Here is a 20,230-nt window from a genome sequence, read left to right on the forward strand (position 1 = left end):
CCCTTTGTGTTCTTATACAGATGTTTCTTCAGTTTCTACCGCTTCAACTTCTGCTTCTTCTTCTACTTTGCTAACTTCGATAATAGCGTCAGCCATTTTAGCAGTAAGAAGTTTCACAGCGCGGATTGCATCGTCGTTACCAGGGATAATATAGTCGATCTCATCTGGATCACAGTTTGTATCCACGATCGCAACGATTGGGATATTAAGCTTACGAGCCTCGGCAATAGCGATACGCTCTTTACGAGGGTCGATTACGAACAATGCGTCTGGAACGCCGTTCATATCTTTAATACCACCAAGGAATCTTTCAAGGCGATCCATTTCTTTTTTAAGAAGCATAACTTCTTTCTTAGGTAGTACTTCGAAAGTGCCGTCTTCTTGCATCTTCTCAAGACTCTTCAGGCGGTTAATACGCTTTTGAATTGTTTCAAAGTTCGTAAGTGTTCCACCCAACCAGCGTTGGTTGATGAAGTATTGACCAGCACGGATTGCTTCATCCTTAACGGAATCTTGCGCTTGCTTTTTTGTACCTACGAAAAGAACTTTACCACCGTCCTGAGCGATGTCACGAACGAAGTTATAAGCCTCTTCGACTTTCTTCACTGTTTTTTGAAGATCGATAATGTAGATACCGTTTCTTTCAGTGAAGATGTAAGGTTTCATTTTCGGGTTCCAACGACGAGTCTGGTGACCGAAGTGTACCCCAGCTTCAAGAAGCTGTTTCATAGAGATTACTGCCATGATTGTGTTCCTCCTAATGGTTTTTTTAGCCTCCGCTTGCATCGTATCCGAGAAAAACTGCAGTCGCAGCACCACTTCCCAAATCAACAAGCGTGTGTGATTAACACCGTTGATTAATATAACATATAGAATTTAATGCCGCAAGTTTAAATTACAAAATCCACAAGTACCTATAGTATTAGAGACATAAAAACGCTCCGGTTAAACCGGAGCGTTAGTGTTATTGTGTTTTAAGTTTTGATAGCTCCACCAAGAATTTATCATTAAGGACTTTAATATACGTCCCTTTCATACCTAGTGAGCGTGACTCAATAACGCCGGCACTCTCTAACTTACGAAGTGCATTCACGATAACTGAACGAGTAATCCCTACACGATCAGCGATTTTACTAGCAACTAGAAGCCCTTCATTGCCTTCAAGTTCTTCGAAGATGTGCTCAATTGCTTCAAGCTCACTGTAAGAAAGAGAAGAAATCGCCATTTGAACAACAGCTTTATTTCTTGCTTCTTCTTCAATTTCTTCTGCTTTCTCATGTAGAATTTCCATACCTACTACTGTAGCACCATACTCCGCTAGCAATAAGTCATCATTTGAGAAAGAATCGCTTAAACGAGAAAGAATCAGTGTACCTAGACGGCTGCCGCCACCAACGATTGGTACAATTGTTGTAAGACCTTTTTCAAATAGGTCACGGTTCTCTACTGGAAACGCTGTGTACTCACTCGAAATATCGAGGTTAGAAGACGTTTCATTAATGTTGAAAAGGTTTTGTGTATACTCTTCAGGAAATTGACGCTCAGAGAACATCTTTTTCATGCGCTCGTTCTCGATTTCTTGATTGATCGCGATTCCAAGTAGCTTCCCTCTACGGCTAACGACATAAACATTTGCCATGATAACGTCACGAAGCGTCTCCGCCATATCTGTAAAGTTAACTGGTCCTTCTGATTTCTGTAGCATTCCATTAATTTTTCTTGTTTTTTCAAGTAAATCCATAGTTTTTTCCTCCTGCAAGTGTTATAAGATGAACTGGCTGAGGTCACGGTTCTTCGCGATTGAAGCTAGCTTCTCCTCAACATACTCTGGTGTAATTGTAATGCTTTCAAGATTAATATCCGGCGCTTCGAACGAGAGATCTTCTAGAAGTTTTTCTAGAATTGTATGAAGTCTACGTGCACCGATATTGTCAGTATCTTGATTTACTTCCGTGGCAATTGTAGCAATTTTATGAATAGCATCGTCTGAAAATTCAACTTTTATACCTTCTGTTTCTAACAGCGCTGTATACTGCTTCACAAGTGCATTATCAGGCTCTGTTAAAATGCGTTTAAAGTCATCTATGTTTAAGCTATTAAGCTCAACGCGAATCGGAAATCTCCCTTGGAGCTCCGGAATTAAATCAGACGGTTTAGACATGTGGAATGCGCCAGCTGCCATGAACAAGATGTGGTCTGTTTTCACTGGACCATACTTCGTTGTTACAGTTGATCCTTCTACGATTGGTAGAATGTCTCTTTGAACGCCTTCCCTAGAAACATCTGCAGATTGCTGGCTCTTTCCTGCAACTTTATCGATTTCATCAATGAAAATGATTCCCGATTGTTCCGTTTTTGAAACAGCATCCTGCGCTACTTCATCCATATCCACCAGTTTAGCAGCTTCATCCTGAGTTAAGACTTTTCGTGCCTCAGAAACTGGTAACTTACGCTTCTTCTTTTTCTTAGGCATGAAATTGCCAAGCATATCCTGCATGTTCATACCCATCTGTTCCATGCCAGCGCCTTGGAACATATCCATCATTGAATTATTTTGTTCCTCAACTTCAACTGTAATCATACGATCTTCAAGTTCTCCAAGAGCAAGTTGCTGTGCCATTTGCTTTCTTCTTGAAGCGATCGATTGATCATCTGAAGTGGTCTGGGAGTTAGACTCCTCTTGGCCCTGGTTACCAAATAACATTTCAAGCGGATTCTTGTATTGCGTTTGCTTTTTACTAGAAGGTACAAGTAGTTCTACAATACGCTTGTTTGCATTTTCCTCCGCTTTGCCCTTCACCTGTTCCATTCGGTCTTCTTTGACAAGTCTGATTGATGTCTCCACAAGATCACGAACCATTGATTCAACGTCTCGTCCGACATACCCTACTTCAGTAAATTTCGTTGCTTCTACTTTAATGAAAGGAGCATTCACAAGTTTAGCCAATCGTCTTGCGATTTCTGTTTTCCCTACGCCAGTAGGACCAATCATTAAGATGTTCTTCGGATTTACTTCATCTTTCAGTTTATCGCTTAATAGACCACGGCGATATCGATTCCTTAGTGCAACCGCTACAGCTTTCTTGGCATCATTCTGACCAACGATATACTGATCAAGTTTTTCAACAATTTGTCTTGGTGTTAATGGATTAGACATACGATCTCCTCCAAAAGATACAGTTTTGATACTAAATGGTTTCTACGATAATCTGATCGTTTGTATAAACACAAATTTCTGAAGCTATTTCCATAGATGCTCGCGCAATCTCTTCCGCACTTTTATTCTCGCTGTATCGTTTAAGTGCTCTGCCTGCCGAAAGCGCATAATTAGAGCCTGACCCAATGGAAAGGATGCCGTCATCAGGTTCAATTACTTCACCTGTTCCAGAAATAAGGAGTAGTTCATCTTTATTCATCACAATAAGCATAGCTTCTAACTTTCTGAGCACTCGGTCGCTTCGCCATTCTTTAGCGAGTTCTACCGCAGCTCTTTGAAGGTTACCACCATATTCTTCAAGCTTGCTTTCAAACTTCTCAAAAAGGGTGAAAGCATCTGCTACTGACCCTGCAAAACCTGCAATTACTTTGCCATGGAAAAGTCGTCTAACTTTTTTAGCTGTATGTTTCATTACGACAGCATTCCCGAATGTTACCTGGCCATCTCCTGCCATTGCACATTCACCGTTATGCCGTACTGCAAAAATCGTTGTTGAATGAAAGTCTCCCATAAGTTCCTCCTCCCGAGCAATTATGCTCTTGGGTGATGGTTCATGTATATCGTTTTCAATCGATCACCTGTGACATGCGTATAAATTTGCGTGCTCGAAAGATTCGAATGCCCTAAAAGTTCCTGAACCGAACGTAAGTCGGCTCCTTCATTCAGCAAATGTGTTGCGAATGTGTGTCTCATCACATGCGGGCTTATATGTACATGCAATGAAGCGTCTTTTACAATCTTATCAAGGATTGTGCGGACACCTCTTGCTGTTACTCTAGCACCTCTAAAGTTCAAAAACAAAGCCTTTGTAGGTTCCTTTGCTGACGAAAGGAGGTCGGAACGCCCACCGTTAATATACTCTTTGATTGCATCTATAGCAAAACTACCAATTGGTACGTACCGTTCTTTGCGCCCTTTACCAGTAACAAAAATTGTGCCAATCGCAAAATCAATATCTTCTACATCAAGCGCTACACATTCACTAACACGAATGCCACACGCATATAGTACTTCGAGCAGTGCTTTATCTCTCTGTCCTAGTGGTGTAGTCAAATCAGGCGCTTCAAACAACTGACTCAATTCCTGCTCATAGAGAAACTGCGGAAGCCGCTTTTCCTGCTTCGGCAGTGAACTCATTGTAAAAGGGTTGATCTGTACGATGTTCTCCCTTAGTAGAAAGCGATACAAACTTCTTAACGTCGAGATTTTTCTCGCAGCCGTTTTCCTTGCATAGCCTCTCTCATGAAGTTCCGTTAAATAAATTCTAACGTCTACATAAGAAACAGCAGCAAGGACATCGATAGTCTGCTGCTTCATAAAAGACTTAAAGTGTTCAATGTCCTGTAAGTAACCTGAGATCGTATGTGGTGAACAATTCTTTTCAATCTGAAGATATTCAGAAAATGACTGAATATGAGCTTGCTGATTGTTATTCATAGTAATCACCTCAAAAGGCTTCTAAATCGTATCACAATCTAGAAGCCTAAGCAATAGGAATTTACAATCTTTTTACAAAATTCTGAATTGTTTCTAGCGCTCTATTAGCGATTGTTTCATTGCGCTCTTTCTTACTTTTAATTCGCGTTTCGAGCGGTGGAAATAATCCAAAGTTCGCATTCATTGGCTGGAAGTTATCAGGGTTCGCCGTCGTAATATAATTTGCTAGGCTACCAAGAGCTGTTTCTTCCGGGAAGACCACAGGCTCTTCATTATTCATAAAGCGGGCTGCATTAAACCCAGCAATTAATCCTGAAGCAGCAGATTCTACATACCCTTCAACACCTGTCATTTGACCAGCAAAAAACAAGTTCTCTCTCTCCTTATACTGATATGTTGCTTTCAATAGATTCGGAGAATTGATAAACGTGTTTCGATGCATAACACCGTATCTTACAATATCTGCATTCTCAAGGCCTGGTATAAGACGGATTACTTCTTTTTGCGGACCCCATTTAAGATGTGTTTGGAAACCAACAATGTTATAAAGTGTTCCTGAAGCATTATCTTGTCTTAATTGAACTACAGCATAAGGACGCTTTCCTGTTCTAGGATCTTCAAGACCAACTGGTTTAAGCGGACCAAACGTCATAGTTTTCTGTCCTCTTTGAGCCATTACCTCAATCGGCATACACCCTTCAAAGAAGATTTCCTTCTCAAATTCTTTAAGCGGAACCGTTTCAGCAGATATGAGCGCCTCATAAAACGTGTTGAATTCTTCTTCTGTCATTGGGCAGTTTAAGTAAGCTGCTTCCCCTTTATCGTAACGGGATTTTTTATAAACCTTATTCATATCAATGCTTTCTGTTTCAATAATTGGCGCCGCTGCATCATAGAAGTATAAGTACTCTTCGCCGCTAAGCGCTTTTAATTGATCAGATAGGTCCTTTGATGTTAAAGGTCCAGTTGCAATAATTGTTGGACCATCGGGAATTTTTGTGCATTCCTCAGAAAAAACAGTCACATTCGGATGGTTTTTCACATTCTCAGTTACTTTAGCTGCGAATTCATGGCGATCGACTGCTAGCGCACCGCCAGCAGGAACTGCACATTCATCCGCAGATTTAATAATAACTGAATCCATCTTACGCATTTCTTCTTTCAATACTCCAACAGCATTTGTTAGTGTATTTGCACGTAGCGAGTTACTACAAACAAGCTCGGCAAATTTATCAGTATGATGAGCTGGCGTTTGTTTCTTAGGACGCATCTCATAAAGGTGAACATCTACGCCTCTTTTTGCCAGTTGCCATGCAGCTTCACTTCCAGCTAGTCCGGCTCCTATAACCGTAACATGATTACTCATTGCTAAAACTCCTTACTAGTTTTCTTCTTCGATGAAATCACAGTTTACACATTTGATTTCTTTTTTCTTCTTCGTCTTCTTCTCCACAAGCAAATCGCCACATTTAGGACATGGTCGTTTGATTGGCTTATCCCATGATAGGAAATCACATTCTGGGAATCGATCACAGCCGTAGAAAAGACGATTTTTCTTACTTTTACGTTCAACAACGTTACCCTCTTTACATTTAGGACAAGTAACGCCAACTTCTTTTAAGATTGGTTTCGTATTTCGGCAGTCCGGGAAGTTCGAGCAAGCCATGAATTTACCATAACGGCCCATCTTGATCACCATTGGAGAACCACATTTCTCACAATCTTCTCCAGCAGGCTCATCTTTGATCTCGACTTCTTCCATTTCTTCTTCTGCAACTTTTAATTTCTGCTCAAAATTTTGATAGAACTCGTTGATGACAGAAATCCATTCTGCATCTCCATCTTCAATTTTGTCAAGATCATTTTCAAGACCAGCAGTAAATTCGATATTAATAATGTCCTGGAAAAACTCTAGAATAAGCTCAAGGACAATTTCTCCAAGCTCAGTAGGGACAAACTTCTTATCCTCAAGTGCAACATAGCCTCTTCGCTGAATTGTGTCAAGCGTAGGCGCATATGTGGATGGGCGCCCAATACCGAGCTCTTCCATCGTTTTCACAAGACGAGCTTCTGAATACCTTGGTGGCGGCTGTGTAAAGTGCTGAGTAGGATCGATTTCTGATGAATCAACATTCATACCTTCTTCAAGATCAGGAAGCATCTTATCTTCTTCCTTTTTGTTGTCATCATTGCCTTCTACATACACTTTCATAAATCCTTTGAATTTCACCTTTGAACCGGTAGCACGGAAAATCGTACCATTGTTCTCAAGGTCAACGCTCATTGTATCCATAATGGCAGGTGCCATTTGACTTGCAACAAAGCGTTCCCAAATCAATTTATACAATCGTAATTGATCTCGTTTCAAGTACGCTTTCATTTCAGATGGATCACGCATAACGGAAGTAGGACGGACAGCTTCATGGGCGTCCTGAGATTTACCAGATTGTTTCTTAGCAGTTTTTTTACCAGATAAGTATGTCTCGCCGTACTTTCCTTCGATATATTCTTTTGCTTCCTCTTTTGCCGTTTCAGAGATTCTTGTTGAATCTGTTCTCATATACGTAATTAAACCAACTGTGCCCTGTTTACCGATCGCAATCCCTTCATAAAGCTGCTGTGCTAACATCATTGTTTTCTTTGCACGGAAATTTAATTTTCGTGCTGCTTCTTGTTGAAGAGAAGACGTTGTAAATGGATTAGCAGGGTTCCGCTTACGTTCTTTCTTTTGAACCGATTGTATGTTGAACTGATCTCCCTCGATGCGTTTTAATACATTATCCACATCTTCTCTTGAGTGGAGCTCAGCTTTCTTACCATCTACACCATAGAAACCAGCTTCAAATTGCTCCCCGTCTTTTTCAAAAGAGGCTTTGATTTTCCAGTACTCTTCTGCTTCAAAGTTTTGAATTTCTTTCTCTCTTTCAATGATGAGACGAACAGCTACTGATTGAACACGACCAGCACTTAATCCTTTTTTCACTTTCTTCCATAATAAAGGACTTATGTTGTAACCAACGAGACGATCAAGAACACGGCGCGCTTGCTGAGCATCAACAAGATCCATATTAATCGGTCTAGGCTGTTTAAACGCATCTTTTACTGCGTCTTTTGTAATTTCATTAAATACTACTCTGCACTCGGCTTGCTCATCAATTTTTAAACTGTGAGCGAGATGCCACGCAATTGCTTCCCCTTCGCGATCGGGGTCAGCTGCGAGATAGACTTTCTTTGCTTTTTTAGCAGCATCTTTAATTTCTTTAAGTACAGGGCCTTTCCCGCGAATTGTTATATATTTAGGTGCATAGTTATTCTCCACATCAACGCCCATCTGACTTCTTGGCAGGTCAATGACGTGACCTAATGAGGCTTTCACCTTATATTTCTTCCCTAAATATTTTTCAATTGTTTTTGCTTTAGCGGGAGATTCAACAATAACTAGATAATCTGCCACAATACGTTTCCTCCCCCCATTGAGGTATATTTTAAAATCTTCCTTATTATTAAATAGTCAAAACTCGTTTGTCAAATAGTGCTAGTTTGATTTTCGTGAATATTCGATAATTCGTTCAAAATATCATTCGCTTCCATAACAAGCTTTGCCCCTTGCTGAATGAGACGATTAGTCCCTTCTGCATGCAGATCTGTCATTCTTCCAGGTAAACAAAATACGTCTCGTCCCTGCTCCATCGCCTGATCAGCTGTAATCAACGATCCGCTTCGCTTTCTAGCTTCCACAATCAGTGTCCCAGCAGATAATCCGCTTATAATCCGATTGCGCTCAGGAAACTGGTGTTTTTCAGGTCGACGATTAGGTGGGTACTCTGATAGAAGAAGACCATTTTGAGCAATAATGGAAGCAAGCAATTGGTTTTCTTTAGGATAGATATGTTTGAATCCACCACCAAGAACAGCTATTGTTCCTGTCCGATGATCAAGCGCAAGCTGGTGTGCAAATGTATCAATGCCAAGGGCAAGACCGCTGACTAACGTCCACCCACTTGATACAATTGGCGTTAGTATATGTTTCATCATCGCTTCGGCATTTGGCGAATGATTCCGAGAACCAACAACACTTAAAGATTTTATCTCACTCAGAAGCTTTGTGTTCCCTAAACAATAAATCACCCATGGTGCATCATAAATATGAGAAAGCCTTTCAGGATATGCTTCATCAAATCTTGTTATGGCTCTAATATCGCCTGCTTTAACATGAGATATTCTCCACGGCTTCCTTATATGAAGATCTTCATATAGTAGAATGGCTTGTCCACTTGATAGTCCAAACCGCGTTAACTGAGCAGCAGACATATCATATATGCTTTGAAGCGTTGGGTCAAATATGAGAAATGATTGAAGCAGCTTCCAGTCCGTACCTTGACACTGATGCAACTGTATTAACCGGCTTCTAAACGTTATCAAACAGTGATCTCTCCTATCAGAAACAAAATTTTGAAAGCAATTTGTTATGTATAAGAGAAATAGCTCCCGAACGGGAGCTATTACCATTAAGCCTTATGTGTTGTGCACTTCTCAAGTAAACCTTTGTTTTCTAGAACAGAGATCAGTGTATCGCCCATAACTGCAGGAGTTGGTGCGACTTTAATCCCACATGACTCCATTGTTTTAATCTTCTCTTCGGCTGTACCTTTACCGCCAGAAATAATCGCACCAGCATGACCCATGCGCTTTCCTGGAGGTGCCGTTTGGCCTCCGATAAATCCAACAACAGGCTTTGTCATGTTTGCTTTAACCCATTCAGCAGCTTCTTCTTCAGCAGTACCACCAATTTCACCAATCATAATGACTGCATACGTATCGTCATCTTCATTGAATGCTTTCAATACGTCGATGAAGTTTGTTCCGTTAACCGGATCTCCACCGATACCTACAGCCGTAGACTGACCAATTCCAGCTTCTGAAAGCTGATGAACAGCTTCATACGTTAACGTACCAGAACGAGAAACGACACCTACGTGACCCTTCTTATGAATGTATCCAGGCATGATGCCAATTTTACATTCTTCAGGAGTAATCACACCTGGACAGTTCGGTCCAACAAGACGTGTTTTCTTTCCTTCCATATAACGACTTACTTTAACCATATCAATTACCGGAATACCCTCAGTGATACAAATAGCAAGGTCCATCTCAGCGTCAACAGCTTCCATGATTGCATCTGCAGCAAAAGCAGGAGGAACATAGATAACTGAGGCATTTGCACCAGTTTTTTGAACAGCTTGTTCAACTGTATCGAATACAGGAACGCCTTCTACTTCAGTGCCGCCTTTTCCTGGCGTTACGCCACCAACAATCTTCGTACCATATTCAAGCATTTGCTGTGTATGAAATAAACCAACTGATCCAGTAATCCCTTGAACGATGACTTTTGTATCTTGATTAATGAATACGCTCATTCCTAGTCCCGCCTTTCTACTTAACTAATGAAACAATTTTTTCCGCGCCGTCAGCCATAGACTCTGCAGCGGTAATATTTAATCCTGAATCTTTCAGGATTTGCTTTCCTTGATCAACATTTGTACCTTCAAGACGCACGACAAGTGGAATTTCTAGTCCAACTTGTTTCGTAGCTTCTACTACACCTTCAGCGATTACATCACACTTCATAATACCACCAAAAATGTTAACGTAGATACCTTTAACGTTCTTGTCGGAGAGGATAATTTTGAAGGCTTCAGTAACCTTCTCAGCAGTCGCACCGCCCCCAACGTCAAGGAAGTTAGCGGGATCGCCGCCATAATGCTTGATAATATCCATTGTTGCCATAGCAAGGCCAGCACCGTTAACCATGCAACCAATGTTACCTTCAAGAGCAATGTAGCTTAGTTCATATTTAGAAGCTTCAATTTCCTTCGCATCTTCTTCATCAAGGTCACGAAGTTCTTGGATATCTTTGTGACGATAAAGTGCATTCGGATCAAAGTTTAACTTTGCATCAAGCGCCATTACATTGCCGTCACCAGTTGTAACAAGTGGATTAATCTCTGCAATGGATGCATCTTTCTCGATAAATACTTTATATAAACCAAGCATGAATTTCACTGCTTTGTTTACTTGTTTCTTCGGGATATTCATATTGAAAGCTAGTCTTCTAGCTTGATAACCTTGAAGGCCAACTGCAGGATCGATTACTTCTTTGAAGATCTTCTCAGGACTATGCTCAGCTACTTCTTCAATTTCAGTACCGCCTTCTTCAGATGCCATCATGACAACTCGTGAAGTGACGCGGTCAAGTACAAGACCAACGTAATATTCTTTGTCAATATCGCAACCTTCTTCGATAAGTAAGCGCTTTACTTCCTTACCTTCTGGTCCCGTTTGATGAGTAACTAACGTTTTTCCGAGAATTTCCTCGGCATATGTACGAACTTCATCAAGGTTCTTGGCAATCTTAACACCGCCAGCTTTTCCTCGACCACCTGCGTGGATTTGAGCTTTCACAACGTAAACACTGCTTTCTAATTGCTTTGCAACGTCCACAGCTTCCTTTGCGGAGTATGCGACTTGTCCGTTAGGGACTGATACCCCGTAGCTTCTTAGGACTTCTTTTCCTTGATATTCATGGATATTCATTCTCTCATCCTCCTATCCTAGTCAATCAAATCTTTGACGACGTTTTCATTGTATAGAATATTCACACCGATTGTCTACCCTTTTGCAAAAAGTCACTCATCTTTTATTACAGTAAAGTATTGGAAGCGCTTTAATGATTGGGTAAAAAACTTCTTTAAGTCTCAATAACAACTCCGGTGTACCAATTTCGTTAAAAGAACAGGAAGACGGGTTATCTCCCGTCTTCCTGTTCATCTCTACCTGACTTTTTCGGTTGTGAACCTTCCTGTTGCTCTCTCTTTTGGTGATCTGTGATAGAAAGTTCTCTTGCTGCAGCTGGTGTGTAAACACCAAACTCTTCGCTTGCTTCTTCATAAAACGAATTATTTTTTTCTGGATGTCCTGGATCATTCACTGATGATTGCTCCTTCTTTCTGGAATAGGTATAGTATCATCTATTTCGCAACAATCATACTAAAGCATGCCAAGACGTTCTCGTACTGGTGCAAAAGACTTGCGGTGAACTTCAGTTACACCGTGTTCGTCTAAGGCTGCTAAATGCTCTTTCGTTCCATATCCAACATGACGATTGAATCCATAATAAGGGTATTTGTCTGCTAATTTTGTCATCATTCGGTCTCGCGTAACCTTTGCAACTATTGATGCTGCAGCAATGCTAACACTTCTTGCATCCCCTTTAATTAATGATACTTGTTTCGTTGGAACCGGCAATTGCATCGCATCTACTAGTAGCAAATCCGCTTGCACATTTAAACCTTCAACCGCTTTTTGCATCGCTTGTTTTGTTGCTTGGTATATGTTTAGCTCATCAATTTCGCTTGCACTCATTACACCCACACTGATTGCAATAGCATGCTCCTGAATTTCTTCAAACAGCTCATCGAGTTTCCGTGCGGAAAGTTTTTTGGAATCTTGTAAACCAAGGATAGTTACGTCAGGATTTAATATAACGGCTGAAGCAACAACAGGACCCGCTAGAGGTCCTCTACCCACCTCATCGACTCCCGCTATTGATTTATATCCATCGCCTCTATAACGGGCTTCAAACACGCTCATATCGACATTCATATCAATCAGTTTCTGCTTTTCTTGCTTTTTCTTATTCTCTCTCGCAACTAGCTGCTCTACCCCTTTACGTTTATCCTTCTTAAACGCTTCCCATTCCTCTTCTGAATATCCTTTCTTCATTTTTTCTCTTATTTCTTTAATTGACCAGTTTTCTTTCAATCGTCTCCCTCTTTCTTCTCTTTATATTAGGCTCTTTTCTAAAAGGTTGTTGCTTTTGAAACAATTATTGAACAAACACCACACCTGGATAATTGAATCGGAAAGATACTCTACTCCTGCAGGACTAGCGGGACAGGTAAGACCCCACAGGAGCGTTAGCGGTGACGAGGCTCAAGCGTCCCGCCCCGCGGAAAGCAAGCAGACTTGAGTGGAAATTAACTCGCTATAGCAACAATGTTTACGAAAACAACCAATAAAAAAGGCAAGGCACTGTTGGCCTTACCTTTCGGGCGTTTCTAGCGTTACGTCGCCAAGTTTCCCACTTCGTAGCTCTCGAAGAACAGTTTCAGCTGTTTTGTCGTAATCAATCCAGCCTCCGCTCATTAAAAAGCCGCGTTTTTTGCCTATTTCATCAAATAGTTCAACAACATCTTCAGGAATTGACTCAAGCTTGTATCGATCCATTAATCGATCTGGATAATGAATGCTTAGAAATTTAAGAACGAAAACAGAAATATCCTGAAAATCTAGAATTTCATCCTTGATCGCGCCTGTAGCGGCCAGCTTATATCCTGTTTGCTGATCTTCAAATTTCGGCCACAAAATCCCTGGTGTATCAAGAAGATCCATTTCATCGCCAACTTTAATCCACTGTTGTTTTTTTGTAATACCAGGTCGATCGCCTGTTTTGGCAATCTTTTTACCCGCAAGTCGATTAATGAGTGTTGATTTACCTACGTTTGGAATACCAAGAATAAGAGCTCGTACAGCACGGGGTTTCATCCCCTTCTCAATCATACGATCAATCTTATCACTCATAAGCTCTCTAGCAGCACCCGGGATGGCTTTCACACCTTTACCTGTTTGCGAATCGATCGGCAGTGCTTTATGGCCAAGCGACTGAAAGTAGTGCTTCCACTCATTTGTTTTCTGATCATCGGCCATATCTGCTTTGTTAAGCAAGATTAATCTTGGTTTAGATGAAACTATTTCGTCAATCATCGGATTACGCGAAGCAAGAGGAATTCTTGCGTCAACTAGTTCAATTACAACATCTATCATCTTAAGCTTTTCGGTAATCTCCCGGCGTGCTTTTGCCATATGTCCAGGAAACCATTGAATCGTCATACTATCTCACCCTATTCTTTCTATTCCATTACTTGAATATCATTTAGAGGCCAGAAGACTACGTTCGCTTCTCCTACTACTTTTTCTATTGGAACGAATCCAATTGAACGACTATCCTTACTGTGCTGACGATTGTCTCCCATTACGAAAAGTTGCCCCTCAGGAACTGTTGTTTGACCTGTTACTCCTGATAAGTCGAAATCGTATGTTAAGTTCCCATCTAGCAAATCGTTCTTGAACGATTCAAGGTACGGTTCTTCAATTGGTTCACCATTTACATAAAGAGTATCTTCTTTGTATTCAACCGTATCACCTGGTAGGCCAATTACTCGTTTAATATAATCTTTACCTTCCGGCGCTTCGAAAACGACAATATCAAAACGCTCAGCATCACCTATATTATAACTAATCTTATTTACAATCATTCGATCACGGTCCTGAAGCGTTGGCATCATGCTTTCACCATCTACTACAATTGGAGCGAAAATAAAATAGCGTACGGCTCCTGCTAGGATAAAAGCAATGACAAGAGCACGGATCCATTCCCATGAGTCTTTTTTCTCAGCTGATTTAGAGCTATTCATGCTCGTTCCTCCTACAAGGTCTTTTTGACTATTAATTCCCCATAAACATACGCTAAGAAACCTGTATGTACCGCTATATTCTACCATAATGTGTTTTTAATTTCATATGAGTTTTTACAATAGAAAAAAGGAGCCTGACTGTGCAAGCTCCTTTTCCAAGTGTTACTTTATCGAATTTCTTTAATACGAGCGGCTTTACCACGAAGTGCACGCAAGTAGTATAGCTTAGCACGGCGAACTTTACCGCGACGAGCAACTTCAAGCTTAGCAACTTTTGGTGAATGTACAGGGAATGTACGCTCAACTCCTACACCGTAAGAAATCTTACGAACTGTAAACGTTTCGCTGATTCCGCCACCACGTCGTTTAATCACAACACCTTCGAATAACTGAATACGCTCACGAGTGCCTTCGACAACTTTAACGTGAACTTTAACAGTATCTCCTGGTCGGAAAGTAGGAAGATCCGACTTAAGTTGGTCTTTTGTGATATCCTGGATTAACTTGTGCATCAAGTAACCCTCCTTCCACACAGATGCTCTTATAAATAAGCTTTCATTACAGCGGAACATCGTAATACGTGACTTATGCCACAACTGATATCATAGCATAGCGTTATTTAGATTACAAGGAAGAAATCAGTCGTTTTCACTCATAATTTCTTGCAGTAATGCCTGTTCTTCTTTTGTTAGTTCCTTCTCTTGAAGTAGATCAGGTCTTCTATTCCATGTGCGTTTGAGCGATTCTTTAAGACGCCATTTATCAATAGCTGCATGATTCCCTGAAAGCAGGACATCAGGCACACTCATCCCGTTGTATTCAGACGGGCGTGTGTAATGGGGATGCTCTAGCAACCCACTACTAAACGAATCCATCGGTGCAGAGGTATCATTGCCAAGCACACCAGGCAACAGTCTTGTTACACTATCAATCACAACCATACTCCCAAGTTCACCGCCAGTTAAGACAAAATCTCCAATAGAAATCTCATCCGTTACGAGATTCTCACGGATTCGTTCATCGTAGCCTTCATAATGACCACAAACAAAAATAAGATGATCTTCTTTTGCTAGCTCCTCTGCTTTCTTCTGAGTAAATCGCTCTCCTTGAGGGCACATCAAAATAACACGAGGCTTTTTGTCACTAGCAAGGTCTGCAACGGCATCAAAAACAGGTTGTGGCGTTAAAACCATCCCTGCACCGCCTCCATATGGGTAATCATCCACATTTTTGTGTTTGTTCGTACTATAGTCTCGAAAGTTTGTCACCTGATACGTTACAGTACCGCTCTCTTGCGCTCGTTTTAGAATAGAGTGATTAAAAACGCCAGTAAACATTTCCGGGAACAATGATAGAACATCAATCTTCATGCTAATCACGAAGTCCTTCCATTAAATGAACGGTAATTCTACCGTTATCTAAATCAACGTTCTTTACGACTTGTTCGATGTACGGTAACAAAAGATCTTTACCACCGTTCACACTTTGAACAACCCATACATCATTTGCTCCTGGTGAAAGGATTTCCTTCACTTTACCGAGGTATTCGCCGTCTTCAGTGTGAACTTCAAGACCGATGATATCGCGGTAGTAGAATTCTTCTTTCCCAAGCTTTCCGCCTTGATCTTCCTTTACTTTCAAAATGCCTTCCTTCATATGCACTACGTCGTTTATATTGTGATACCCTTCGAATGTAAGCAAGTTAAACTGCTTGTGTTTTCTGTGAGATGAAACCGTTAATGCGACAGGCTCGTCATCTTTAAATAAGTATAGCTTGTTGCCTATTTCATAACGCTCCTCGGGGAAATCGGTTCTAGAAATAACGCGTACTTCTCCTCGTACGCCGTGTGTATTTACGATCTTGCCTACGTTAAGCCATTCTGTCATATCATGATATCCTTTCCTGTTGAGTCAGGGACGATGCTTTCAACGATCCCATCTTTTATAACTATTTTACCTTTTTGTTCTCTTCCGTGCCACTTATCCCCGATTTGAAGTTCCTGAACAGATTGTATTTCTCCATCATGAATTTCAGAGCCTATAGAGAGCTGATCGAGTTGATCCATTTTAAAATCAAGAAATGACATCTGTTCAGCTCTTGTTTTTAATTCTTTATCAAATTGATCTGCTATCCATTTTTGATCAGAAGGACGCTTTTTTTGTAATCGTTTCATTTCAAATTGAAGATGTTCCTTCTCTTGCAGGAGAGAATCGTACTCTTTCTGCCATTTTTCTAGATACGAAGCCCGGCTTTCTTCGGTTAGTATCTGTTTCACTTCATACGTTACAATGATTTTCATAGCGCTGTCCCTCCATATGTAAATAGGTACTGTTTTTTACATGCTAAAAACAGGCAATAGAAACTAGCCAGGTCTTCATTAGGGAGAAGCGTGTGTTAATTCCGCTCCAGCGGGGTCTCACCTGTCCCGCTAGTCTCGCAGGAGTCGAGCATCCTTCCGCTCCAATTAGCGAAGTGTGGTTTTTTATATAAAAATTCTTTCAAAAGCAACTATCTTTTAGAAAAGAGTCTTGTAAAAAGAACTAAAACGAACAAAAAAAGAGGAGTTTCATCTCCCCCCTAAAGTATCTCCAACTGTACACGTTTATTGGACTGAACAGCAGCGGCGTTCATCACCGTTCGAATTGATCTCGCAACTTTCCCCTGCTTCCCAATGACTTTACCCGTATCATTAGAATGAACGTGAAGTTTGTATATTTCCAAACTGTTTGTTTCTTCTTTCTCGATCCGAACATCTTCAGGATGGTCCACAAGAGCTTTTACAATCGTTTCTACCAGGGATTCCATTATAATCTCCCACCTTTAATAAAATGATGGACCTAGATACACCAAAGGAGGCTTTCAAGAAAGCCTCCTCTAAGGTGTTAAATTACTTTGTGTTTTTTGCGTTGTGAAGCTTCTCCATAAGTCCTGCAGTGGAGAATAAGTTACGTACTGTATCAGAAGGCTTAGCGCCTTTAAGCATCCAATCAAGAGCTTTCTCTTCGTTGATTTTCACTTCAACTGGATTAGCAACCGGATTGTAAGTTCCGATCTCCTCGATGAAGCGTCCGTCACGTGGTGCACGTGAATCAGCAACAACTAAGCGATAGTAAGGAGCTCTTTTAGCACCCATACGCTTTAAACGAATTTTAACTGCCATGTATTTCACCTCCAAAAAATGTTCACATAAATAAATATAATATCATAAATTTATACTCTTGTAAAGAGAAAAATTTACTTCGATTTTATTGCATGAATGGGAAATTCATGCCTTTACCCTTTTTCTTGCCGCCTTTAGACATGTTGGTCATCTGCTTCATCATTTTCTTCATCTCATCAAATTGCTTTAAGAGACGATTGACATCTTGCACAGTTGTACCACTTCCAACGGCTATTCTTTTTTTGCGACTCGCATTAATGATATCAGGTTCTTCTTTCTCACGTGTTGTCATCGATTGAATGATGGCCTCTACTCGACCAATTTGCTTCTCATCAACACTTACATTCTTCATGGCTTTCTTATTCATACCAGGAATCATGTCCATCAATTCATCTAGCGGTCCCATGCTGCGAACTTGACCGAGCTGATCAAGGAAATCATCGAACGTAAAGCTCATCGTTCGCATCTTCTTCTCAAGCTCTTTCGCTTTATCTTCATCAACAGAAGTTTGTGCTTTCTCAATGAGTGTTAGCACATCTCCCATTCCTAGAATGCGTGACGCCATCCGTTCAGGGTGGAATGGTTCGAGAGCATCAAGCTTCTCTCCCATACCTGCGAACTTGATTGGCTTGTCTGTCACAGCCTTAATGGAAAGCGCAGCACCACCACGGGTATCACCATCAAGCTTCGTTAAAACGACACCTGTAATATGAAGGGCATCATTAAAGCTTTCAGCTACATTCACGGCATCCTGTCCTGTCATCGAATCGACGACAAGGAAAATTTCATCAGGTGTAACAGCTTCTTTTACATCTTTTAGCTCTTGCATCAGATCTTCATCAATATGCAAGCGACCTGCTGTATCAATAATGACATAGTCAAGATGTTCTTCTTTCGCTTTTTCAATCGCTTTGGAAGCAATTTCAACCGGGCTAACTTGATCACCCATTGAGAACACCGGCATGCTGAGCTGTTTGCCTAATGTTTCAAGCTGGTTGATTGCCGCAGGACGATAAATGTCCGCCGCTACCAGCAATGGTTTGCGATTATGATTTTTACGTAGATGGTTTGCAAGCTTACCGACAGTTGTCGTCTTACCTGCACCCTGAAGACCGGCCATCATAATAACAGTAGGCGGGCGACTTGATACGGCGATTTTACTCTGCTCGCCACCCATAAGCGCTGTCAGCTCTTCATTAACAACTTTAATGACCTGCTGTCCAGGCGTCAGACTTTTCATTACTTCTTGTCCAACTGCACGCTCTTTAACCTTGTTAATAAACTGTTTTACGACTTTAAAGTTAACGTCTGCTTCAAGTAAAGCGAGCCTTACTTCACGCATCATTTCTTTTACGTCTGCTTCCGTTACTTTCCCTTTACCGCGAATCTTCTGCAGGGTGTCTTGCAGTCGGTCGGCTAACCCTTCAAATGCCATGTTCGCCGCCTCCTAATCCAGTTTTTCAAGAGAGTCAATCAATGACAGCGCGTTTGAATTCTCATGCTCACGTTTCACTGTGTTTCTGAGCTGTTCTAATAGCTCCTGCCGTTTGATATATCGCTCGAATAGTAACAGTTTTGCTTCATATTCTTCTATCATTTGTTCTGTTCGCTTAATATTATCATAAACAGCCTGACGGCTAACTTGAAACTCTTCCGCGATTTCGCCAAGAGAGTAATCATCTAGATAATACAATGCCATATAATTACGTTGTTTTGGTGTTAAAAGCGACTGATAAAAGTCGAATAACGAATTAATTCTCATCGTTTTTTCTAGCATTGTTAACAGCCCCTTGTTAAGGTAATCACCTTTACGTTAATTATATTACTATGCGTCATTTTATTTGTCAAGATTTTTTCTTAACACATTTTCAAGTTGTTTTATTCCTCGTTTTCTTCCTCTTCTTCAATGATTGATGAGAACAAACCATACACAAATGTATCTGCATCAAATTCATGTAAATCGTCTATTTGCTCACCTAGCCCCACGAGTTTAACAGGTATATCAAGCTCATGTCGAATTGCGAGAACAATACCGCCTTTTGCAGTACCATCAAGCTTTGTTAGCGCGATACCAGAGACGTCAGTTGATTGACCAAACTGCTTGGCCTGACTCATAGCATTCTGTCCTGTAGTTGCATCAAGAACGAGGATGACTTCATGAGGACCAGAAGGCACTTCACGTTGAATCACACGCTTTACCTTTTCAAGTTCATTCATTAAGTTGACTTTGTTTTGTAGTCGTCCTGCTGTATCGCAAAGAAGAATATCCGCCTGCCTTGATTTAGCAGATTGAACAGCATCGAATACAACCGCCGCTGGATCTGAGCCCGCCTGGTGTTTAATAACATCTACTCCTGCTCGTTCACCCCACACGTCTAATTGCTCGATTGCACCCGCACGGAACGTATCTCCTGCAGCTAATACAACTTTTTTACCTTCTTGTTTAAACTTATGAGCTAGTTTGCCGATCGTCGTCGTTTTCCCCACTCCGTTAACCCCAACAAATAGGAATACGGATAGACCGTCTTCTTGTACATTTAGGGAACCATCTTCTTCAGATTTATGAAGCAACTCAGCTAGTTTCTCCGAAATAACACTCTGAAGTTCTTTGGTATCTTTAATGTTACGTGTTCTCGCTTCATCTTTTAACACATCAATGAGATCCATTACAGTAGCTACGCCAACGTCAGCGCTAATCAAAAGCTCTTCAAGCTCCTCAAAGAAATCCTCATCCACTTTCCGATAGTTCTTTACAAGATTGTTCATTTTTGTGGAGAAAGAAGTTCTCGTCTTCTCGAGACCGCCTTTAAACTTCTCTGTAACGTCGTCTGTTTGTGTTGTGAATTTATCTTTTAGCTTCTTAAAAAAACTCATGAATGATC

The 20,230-nt window shown here is 40.9% G+C and carries 23 protein-coding genes; all 23 read right to left on the bottom strand.

The annotated features are described in order from the left end of the window. Positions 1-12: 12 nt before the first annotated feature. The 23 genes from rpsB to ftsY all read right to left on the bottom strand — a co-directional run bounded on the left by rpsB (position 13) and on the right by ftsY (position 20,222). Positions 13-744 (bottom strand): 30S ribosomal protein S2, encoded by a 732-nt coding sequence (rpsB, locus tag AB986_RS05255; RefSeq protein ID WP_048309800.1) that lies wholly within the window; start codon positions 742-744, stop codon positions 13-15. 220 nt (positions 745-964) lie between these two features. Next, positions 965-1,741 carry a GTP-sensing pleiotropic transcriptional regulator CodY gene (gene codY / locus AB986_RS05260; RefSeq protein ID WP_048309801.1) on the bottom strand — a complete coding sequence of 259 codons (777 nt, stop codon included), beginning with the start codon at positions 1,739-1,741 and terminating at the stop codon, positions 965-967. 21 nt (positions 1,742-1,762) lie between these two features. After that, positions 1,763-3,157 carry an ATP-dependent protease ATPase subunit HslU gene (gene hslU, locus AB986_RS05265; RefSeq protein ID WP_048309802.1) on the bottom strand — a complete coding sequence of 465 codons (1,395 nt, stop codon included), beginning with the start codon at positions 3,155-3,157 and terminating at the stop codon, positions 1,763-1,765. A gap of 31 nt (positions 3,158-3,188) precedes the next feature. Beyond that, complete coding sequence (hslV, locus tag AB986_RS05270; protein ID WP_048309803.1) at positions 3,189-3,728, bottom strand: ATP-dependent protease subunit HslV; 540 nt, start codon at positions 3,726-3,728, stop codon at positions 3,189-3,191. A 20-nt stretch (positions 3,729-3,748) separates the two neighbouring features. Further along, positions 3,749-4,654, bottom strand: a complete 906-nt coding sequence (gene xerC / locus AB986_RS05275; protein ID WP_048309804.1) for a tyrosine recombinase XerC — start codon at positions 4,652-4,654, stop codon at positions 3,749-3,751. 61 nt (positions 4,655-4,715) lie between these two features. Next, positions 4,716-6,020, bottom strand: a complete 1,305-nt coding sequence (trmFO, locus tag AB986_RS05280; protein WP_048309805.1) for an FADH(2)-oxidizing methylenetetrahydrofolate--tRNA-(uracil(54)-C(5))-methyltransferase TrmFO — start codon at positions 6,018-6,020, stop codon at positions 4,716-4,718. Positions 6,021-6,035: 15 nt separating this feature from the next. Then, on the bottom strand, positions 6,036-8,108 hold the full coding sequence (topA, locus tag AB986_RS05285; protein ID WP_048309806.1) for a type I DNA topoisomerase: 2,073 nt from the start codon (positions 8,106-8,108) through the stop codon (positions 6,036-6,038). Positions 8,109-8,179: 71 nt separating this feature from the next. After that, complete coding sequence (gene dprA / locus AB986_RS05290; protein WP_048309807.1) at positions 8,180-9,076, bottom strand: DNA-processing protein DprA; 897 nt, start codon at positions 9,074-9,076, stop codon at positions 8,180-8,182. An 86-nt stretch (positions 9,077-9,162) separates the two neighbouring features. Further along, positions 9,163-10,071, bottom strand: coding sequence for a succinate--CoA ligase subunit alpha (gene sucD, locus AB986_RS05295; protein WP_048309808.1), 909 nt, complete (start codon positions 10,069-10,071; stop codon positions 9,163-9,165). 16 nt (positions 10,072-10,087) lie between these two features. Next, positions 10,088-11,248: an ADP-forming succinate--CoA ligase subunit beta gene (gene sucC / locus AB986_RS05300; RefSeq protein WP_048309809.1), complete on the bottom strand. Its 1,161-nt coding sequence runs from the start codon at positions 11,246-11,248 to the stop codon at positions 10,088-10,090. A 211-nt stretch (positions 11,249-11,459) separates the two neighbouring features. Further along, positions 11,460-11,642, bottom strand: coding sequence for a hypothetical protein (locus AB986_RS05305; protein ID WP_048309810.1), 183 nt, complete (start codon positions 11,640-11,642; stop codon positions 11,460-11,462). 59 nt (positions 11,643-11,701) lie between these two features. Further along, positions 11,702-12,475 carry a ribonuclease HII gene (locus AB986_RS05310; protein ID WP_048309811.1) on the bottom strand — a complete coding sequence of 258 codons (774 nt, stop codon included), beginning with the start codon at positions 12,473-12,475 and terminating at the stop codon, positions 11,702-11,704. A gap of 279 nt (positions 12,476-12,754) precedes the next feature. Continuing rightward, the gene (gene ylqF / locus AB986_RS05315; RefSeq protein WP_048309812.1) at positions 12,755-13,603 is read right to left on the bottom strand and encodes a ribosome biogenesis GTPase YlqF; all 849 of its coding nucleotides are present in this window, start codon (positions 13,601-13,603) and stop codon (positions 12,755-12,757) included. Between the two features lie 20 nt (positions 13,604-13,623). Further along, a complete protein-coding gene (lepB, locus tag AB986_RS05320; protein ID WP_048309813.1) occupies positions 13,624-14,187 on the bottom strand; it encodes a signal peptidase I in 564 nt (187 codons plus the stop codon). A gap of 167 nt (positions 14,188-14,354) precedes the next feature. Further along, positions 14,355-14,699: a 50S ribosomal protein L19 gene (gene rplS, locus AB986_RS05325; protein ID WP_048309814.1), complete on the bottom strand. Its 345-nt coding sequence runs from the start codon at positions 14,697-14,699 to the stop codon at positions 14,355-14,357. Positions 14,700-14,825: 126 nt separating this feature from the next. Then, entirely contained in the window at positions 14,826-15,557 is a 732-nt protein-coding gene (gene trmD / locus AB986_RS05330) for a tRNA (guanosine(37)-N1)-methyltransferase TrmD (protein ID WP_048310908.1), read from the bottom strand. Position 15,558: 1 nt separating this feature from the next. Further along, positions 15,559-16,074 carry a ribosome maturation factor RimM gene (rimM, locus tag AB986_RS05335; RefSeq protein ID WP_048309815.1) on the bottom strand — a complete coding sequence of 172 codons (516 nt, stop codon included), beginning with the start codon at positions 16,072-16,074 and terminating at the stop codon, positions 15,559-15,561. Beyond that, positions 16,071-16,487, bottom strand: a complete 417-nt coding sequence (locus AB986_RS05340) for a YlqD family protein (protein ID WP_048309816.1) — start codon at positions 16,485-16,487, stop codon at positions 16,071-16,073. Before AB986_RS05340 ends, rimM begins: the two co-directional genes overlap by 4 nt. A gap of 278 nt (positions 16,488-16,765) precedes the next feature. After that, positions 16,766-16,993, bottom strand: coding sequence for a KH domain-containing protein (locus AB986_RS05345; RefSeq protein ID WP_048309817.1), 228 nt, complete (start codon positions 16,991-16,993; stop codon positions 16,766-16,768). Positions 16,994-17,075: 82 nt separating this feature from the next. Then, positions 17,076-17,348 carry a 30S ribosomal protein S16 gene (rpsP, locus tag AB986_RS05350; RefSeq protein ID WP_048309818.1) on the bottom strand — a complete coding sequence of 91 codons (273 nt, stop codon included), beginning with the start codon at positions 17,346-17,348 and terminating at the stop codon, positions 17,076-17,078. A gap of 85 nt (positions 17,349-17,433) precedes the next feature. Beyond that, a complete protein-coding gene (ffh, locus tag AB986_RS05355; protein WP_048309819.1) occupies positions 17,434-18,783 on the bottom strand; it encodes a signal recognition particle protein in 1,350 nt (449 codons plus the stop codon). Between the two features lie 12 nt (positions 18,784-18,795). Next, positions 18,796-19,125, bottom strand: a complete 330-nt coding sequence (locus AB986_RS05360) for a putative DNA-binding protein (RefSeq protein WP_048309820.1) — start codon at positions 19,123-19,125, stop codon at positions 18,796-18,798. Positions 19,126-19,226: 101 nt separating this feature from the next. After that, complete coding sequence (gene ftsY / locus AB986_RS05365) at positions 19,227-20,222, bottom strand: signal recognition particle-docking protein FtsY (protein ID WP_048309821.1); 996 nt, start codon at positions 20,220-20,222, stop codon at positions 19,227-19,229. Positions 20,223-20,230: the final 8 nt, after the last annotated feature.

Source organism: Guptibacillus hwajinpoensis, from assembly GCF_001039475.1.
GTDB lineage: Bacteria > Bacillota > Bacilli > Bacillales > Guptibacillaceae > Guptibacillus > Guptibacillus hwajinpoensis.